The following is a 6639-nucleotide window of genomic DNA, read 5'->3' as shown; positions in this document are numbered from 1 at the left end:
AAACAATAGGAATCTACAAATGCCAACAACAACAGCAGGAATTTTACAATTTAGTCAACCAATTTATAAAATCACTGAATCCGGTGAATGGTTGACAGAACAGGTACAGGTATTACGTAAAGATGGGGCAACAGGGAATGTATCAGTTAAAGTTACTGCCAAAACTGAAACTGCCACCGTAGGTAAAGATATAGATAAAATTAATCAGGTTTTAACTTGGGTAGATGGTGATGTAACTCCTAAATTTGTCAATATCAAACCAATTCAAGATATGTACACCGAAGGAGATGAATTTTTAACATTATCTCTTTCTAGCATTAAAGGTGCTAAATATGCCCCAGTAAAAACTGCTCAATTGGTGATTTATGATCAAGCATTACCTGTGACTGTGCTTCAAGCAAGTGCAATTAAGGATTCTGATATTATCTCTATTTATAATTCAGTTCCTGGAAATAACACTGGTGTTAAATTTGGAGATTTTAAGAATTGGTTATATCAGGAAATAATTGCAAGTTTACCAACAACACCGACAACACCAACACCAACGCCTCCGGCAGGTTCGTGGGTACAAGTGGCTGGAGAAGGGGGTGCTTTTACTGTCGGCGAGTCGCAGCACGTTCGTTATGGACGCAACAACACCTGGATTGAAAAAACAGTGAGTGGGTCTGGGACTTGTGATGTCGCCTTCTTTGGTTCAGACCCCTTGTATGGTGTTGTCAAGGTCTGTGAGGTGTTTATTCCATCTACACCTGCACCAACGCCTACACCTACGCTTTTTGATAAATCTTATCAATTAAATATGGCTACTATGTTAGCCAATGGTTTGAGCATTTTGGCTAATAATGTGACTGCTGGAATAGATTCATTAGGTGAGCATCTGTCCTTTGTCAAAAGATCATCTTCTTTAACCATCAAGGGCATAGAGGAAAACTTTAATTCCGATTTCGCCATAGAAATTAAATTAGCAATTGATCCCCAATATTCTAATATCATGGGAGTTGAGCCAGACGGATTATTAAATCTGCGCCCAGATGGCTCGAATTGGTGCTTTGATGTTGGTGTTGGGCAGAATAATGTTATTACAATCCCAAATTCTGTATCTGGTATTAATTCCCCAGACACCATCAAAATAATTAGATCCAATAATGTAGTAACACTAGATGTAAATGGAGTCTTAGCCTCAAAACCAGTTACGCAAACATACAACACTGCAAATGGACTGGTCATAGGAAATTTCCAAAGTTTTGACGGTAAATTATACGGACTAAAAATATTTACTTGGTAATTACCAAACTGATTTTAACTACACAAAAAATAAATTAGTAGTTGGTGGTAATGCGAATTATCAAATGTATGGTACAGAATTTTCAATTAATTTTACTATGATTTAGGGTTTTGGATTTTAGATGTTTAAGATCCAAAACCTTAATTAGTTAAGCAACCTTAAATAAATACCCAATTTCAGGAATTTCACCAGCACGTTTCCAGCCAGTAGTATTACTCCATAATGGAGTGATTGTTGTTAATCCTTTGGAGATTAATTCTGATTCAAATATTTCCACAGGTTGATTATCAATATTCATAAACCAACTGCGATTATTTGGGATTAATAATTCTGTGGGAATTGGGGGAATTGGCGGACTATTATGCTTAATTGCTTCAATTATTGGCAATGTTGCTGGGTCAGGTTGAATATCAAAACCTTTAGAAAATTTGAAAGTTGGTTTGCGTTTAGCATCAACATCAATTTGTTCACCAGTCCGGGGATTTCTGGCTTTACGTTCTGGTAAATCTCTAAAGGAAAAAACCCCAAATTTATCTATTCTCACTTCCTCACCCTCACGAAGAGAAACTTGAATAAATTTATAGAAAGATTCAAGCACACTTTTTACAGTTACTTCACTGTATCCTGTGGATTGTTGCAAATATTCGGATAGGTTGGCGTTCATATTCTCGTATCATTTAACAGCATCAGATTATGATTTAATTATTACTCAAAAACAGGTGAATTTGACAAGTGGTAACTAAGATTTTTTGGAATAATTCAGGAGTCAGGAGTTAGGAGTCAAGAATTAAGAATTAAGAATTAAGAATCAGGAATCAGGAGTCAGGAGTCAGGAGTTAGGAGTCAAGAATTAAGAATCAGGAATCAGGAATCAGGAGTCAGGAATCAGGAATCAGGAATCAGGAATCAGGAATATTGGTGATAGCAAGAATATAGAGAAGCCAGTTCTTCATCAATTACTAAGAAAGATTCCAAAACTCTGATTTACTCTATATCCTGAATCATTAGGATTGTTTTAAGACTATTTAAAAGTTAGAAAATCCTTGATATCCTCTTTGTCCATATTGGGATCAAATAATGTCAGTTCACTGGTTTTCCCAGTTGCAGTCACAAACCTTGTACTATAAGCCAACATAGTTTTCGTAAGTCCTGGGGGGTAATAAGGACGATATTGTTCGCCGACTAATCCTAGATGATGCCAGCCAAATTGTTGTTTAGCATCAGGAAATTGCATCTCAATTGCTAATTTTTGTTTACCTCCCTGCTCTATTATTTTAGAACGGATTTGTACTGTCTGACCTATCCAAGGTGTTGCTTTAGGGGCAGACCAACTACCATGTTGAACTGCGTAGACTTTTAAAACTTTGGCTATTTCGGGTTGCATATTTTTCAACTTTTCTATAATTTCATCTGCAAACATTGTAAACACCATGCCCGCTTCACCTGTTTCCGCTTGATGTGCAACTTTCCAATACACAGCAACCCATGATTCAGGATGGTATAAACTACCGTCGGGTTTTGGTGTTTGATAAATACTTTCCTTACGGGCTTTAAACAGTTCGGAAACTTCCCGGATCATGCGGGTACTATCATCATTTTCTTCTTTCCAAAGAATTGCTTTTTTCATCGCTGCCCGATATTCTGTCCGGTCAGCCATTGCTTTCTCTAATTGTGCTGGTGCATATTCAACATTACCAAACAACACATTTTCATAAGTCCTGGGTGAAGAATCTAGTCTCAGGTCTGGGGCTTTCCAATAACTATTAACTGTTTGCACTAGTCTGGAAATTGTGTCTAAAGCATCATCTTTAACAGCGCATTTACGACTTAGATAACACTCCTTATCTTTGAAGTCTTTTAACCAAGGGGATTCCGCACCCTGTTCATTTAAAAAATCCCTGACCGCATCTAATCCGTTTTTATTGTTGGGATATGCAGACTTTAAACTATCAACAGCAATTTGTACCTGCTGAGATAGAAAATCAATAATCGGCATTTCCTCATCTTCTTTTTGTTCACCTCCGGCGGGAATATTCAATACCACCTGTTCACAACTACCAGAACGGGCGCGTGCCAACAGTGAAGCCACTACACCAGTCATATCATTCATGCTATTAATCGCAATCTGTTGTAAGTTCCCCTGTAACGCCATCTTGGGGAATTTCCTGGTGGCTGGGGGTTCATCGAAGTTAGCGATCGCTTCTCTCATATTTGGATACGCAGAAGATTTGATTAATTGTATAAAATCACCATCCGTATCACGTCCTAAGTTCAGTAGTAGTAACCGAGGTGCGGCCATAATACCAGTTGCATTTACATAAGTCCCCTCATGTTTGTTTTCCCAGAGTTGACAGTCTCCCCAATGTCGCATCGGATTACAGAAAACTATGTATTCTCCCGGTTCAAAGTCCGGGGCGCAGAATACTTTTTTACCTTGGATTCTGCCATCTGGTAATACTCTATGATAATGAGCCAAGGATTCATCTGGTTGTGCCATTGTTGAATAGAATCGGATACCCGCAGCTTTAGCTAAGTTTAACCATACAGCCCTCATGCGTTCTTTGATACGAGTTACCACATAGGGATGTAACAGTAAAAGACCCGCTTTATCGGCTTTAATAATCCGAATCATCGTGTTTTCATATTCAGCTTCGGACTGGAGTTGATCGCTACCTTCTTCTATTTCTGCCTCCGCTTCTGATTGGTCAATTCTCAGGATTTCCGCTAGGTCAGTGATGGAATTATAGGCTTGAGATAGGCGATCGCATTTAGCTTCTAATTTGCTGATGATATTATCTTTTTGTAGCACTTCAAATGAGAACCACTGGAGTAACATCCATCCTGGTTTAGCCCGGCGTAATTCCCCTTCAAACACCAAACCAAATAATAGTTTACCTTGATGATTTCCTAACGCTGGTTTATTGCCTTTGAGTGAAGATAAGGGAATGACTAAATCAAATTCAGAAGAGTTGAGTTTAGGGTTATAACCAACAGTACCTTTACCAATCCATTCTACTAAATTATCGTTGTTTCTGAATGCTGCCCGAAATTGTAAGGGTTTATTTTCATCAGGTTCAAGTTCTTCGTCTTCTCCAGTATCGGGATTAAATTGTTGTAATGGCAGTCCCAGTAATTGCATCAGTGCTTTACTAGCTTTGGCGTGACTATCCCCGGTTTCCCAATGAATATTATTGACTGCATCATCTAAGTCGTTACCATCTGAATCTTTATTTTCATCATCTACTACTACATATTTCATTTGTTTGTATACCAGTTTCTTACAACCAGTATGCAAAATGCTACCGTAAATTATACGTTTCCATTGGTCTTTAGCTGTTTCCCCAAAATACTTTTTACCGATGGTTTTTTCATTAGTGAATGTGAATCTTCCATGATTTCTAGAACCACTGGCTAAATCCAGAAAGAATGCTGCTTGATAACCTTTAGGTTTAAATGCGTTTAATGCTGATGCCCTGGTTTCTGTTGTTTCTATTTCCCCAATACAAAAATCTAATTTTGGATGTAATCCTGCTAATAATATATTTCGTAATACTACTCTAGGTGCATTTGACCATTTATTTTCAGTACAATTCCACACTGACCATTCAGCAACGGTGGCGATTGAACCTACCGAACCATCTTCGATATAGCGGGTGTTTGTGAATGTTATTGTCATAATTAAAAATCCATGTATTCTAAACTTGATAATCCTGCGTTAATTGTGATAGCGGCTTCTTCAGGAATAATTACCGGAGTTTCATTGGATATGTCCATGCTTCTAGCAATCTGTTCATTTTTAAATGTCAAAGCATAAATAAAGTCATAATTCTTATTGGTTTCGGTAATAAATCCCTCTTTCAATGTTTGTATATCCTCCATTTTCTCGTCACCAATTACCCTGGCACAACAGATATCGGGTTCTGTTTGGGATGCTAGTAACCCCAGTATCAAGATAAAATCACCGAGTTGATTTCTTTTAGCCATTTTGATAGCAATAATCACCAGTATTGCTGCTGCTAAAATATAAGGAGCGCAAGCTGTTAATAAACCCCATGCCCCCGCAAACATTCCAGTATTATTGAAAACTGCTGGTAATAAATCTTTTACTGTTCTTAGTAATCCCCCAGTAATATAACGAATTGCTTCACCTCCGGGAATATCCAATCGTTTTAAGATTATAGAAATCGTAGTATTTTTTAAGGCTTCAACGAAAACTCCCGGTAATTGCACTCCCTTTAAAATAAATGTTGTCAGAATACTTTCGGTAATCTTTTTCAATACTTCAATAGCGTTGATTGTTGTCGGTATATCGACAGGAACAATTGCACCATAAGCACTAGAAATATTCCCAAATTGGGATTTAATTGTGTCTTCTTTATAATTATTTTCTTCTTTATTAGATAACAATTTGCCGGCTTTTCTAAATAGTTTTTTGATACCGTTAATTGTTGGATTAACAATCTTGCTTTTCAGAAACTTCAACAGTCCTGATTTATCCTTGTGTTCTTGTCTCGCTTCTGCCCTCGCTGCCTTGGATTCATCTTTACCTAAAACCAATTCTTTGATTTTTTGTAAAGCATCCGCAAGTTCTTCTTTGACTTTATCTAGGAGTCCTTGAAATATATTGACAATGTTGAGGTTGTCCTGGGGAAAATCAGCGATCGCAGATGGAAATTCCTTCTCTGTTTTCTCCCTAATTCCAATAAAGTGATTCCTTACCTCTTGTGGTACGGGGTCTTCTCGCTGATCAAACATTGAAAGTAAATTATCATAAGCTTCAAGAACTTTGGTTTTTAAGTCCTCAACTTGTTGAGAAAACCAATCTTTATTGACTTTTTCTATAGCTTTAATTCTGTCATAAGCTGAGTCATCATTACTATAACCACTATTATTGATATTTTTCCAATTAATTAGTAAATTATTGACCTCAACAGCCGCTTTATAAGTTTCTTTGTTCGTTGGGCGTTGTCCAATTGCATCAAGTTTTTGTTGACCAACTGCGCTAGGATTTCCATGTACTTTACTATTAAAAACTTTGTTGACACCATAACATGATTGCAAGATTTCCGCACTTGCATAGCCAACTTCATCATCTAATTCCTGTTCTGAGAAGTAATTTATAATTGCCTTTAAATCAGGTAAGTTATCTTCAGAGAATTTTACAGGTTCTATGGAATCAAACCAATCCTCTTTATTTGATAAAGCTTGGACAATTTCTGTGGGTACTTTGAGTCCACTTTTATTAACCCAAATTCCATCACTTATTTGATTTAAAACTTCTTCTGGTGTCATAGTTTGTACTATAAATATACTAATTAATCTCATCAATATAATAAATATACTTGCAAATTTGC

At 37.0% G+C, this 6639-nt stretch carries 4 protein-coding genes; 1 reads left to right on the top strand and 3 read right to left on the bottom strand.

Annotated features, from left to right (window positions below):
* Nucleotides 1-19 precede the first annotated feature (19 nt).
* Entirely contained in the window at nucleotides 20-1285 is a 1266-nt protein-coding gene (locus AA650_RS25810) for a Calx-beta domain-containing protein (protein ID WP_053541489.1), read from the top strand.
* 148 nt (nucleotides 1286-1433) lie between these two features.
* Here the strand turns inward: AA650_RS25810 and AA650_RS25805 are convergent, their stop codons facing one another.
* From AA650_RS25805 to AA650_RS25795, 3 genes are all read right to left on the bottom strand, one after another.
* Nucleotides 1434-1949: an HU family DNA-binding protein gene (locus AA650_RS25805; protein ID WP_053541488.1), complete on the bottom strand. Its 516-nt coding sequence runs from the start codon at nucleotides 1947-1949 to the stop codon at nucleotides 1434-1436.
* Nucleotides 1950-2306: 357 nt separating this feature from the next.
* Nucleotides 2307-4961 (bottom strand): hypothetical protein, encoded by a 2655-nt coding sequence (locus AA650_RS25800; RefSeq protein WP_053541487.1) that lies wholly within the window; start codon nucleotides 4959-4961, stop codon nucleotides 2307-2309.
* A 2-nt stretch (nucleotides 4962-4963) separates the two neighbouring features.
* A complete protein-coding gene (locus AA650_RS25795; protein ID WP_053541486.1) occupies nucleotides 4964-6577 on the bottom strand; it encodes a hypothetical protein in 1614 nt (537 codons plus the stop codon).
* Nucleotides 6578-6639 lie beyond the last annotated feature (62 nt).

It is taken from the genome of Anabaena sp. WA102, assembly GCF_001277295.1.
Taxonomy (GTDB): Bacteria; Cyanobacteriota; Cyanobacteriia; order Cyanobacteriales; family Nostocaceae; genus Dolichospermum; species Dolichospermum heterosporum.
Note: the sequence above shows the minus strand (reverse complement) of the source record. Positions and strands in the feature narration are given on the sequence as shown.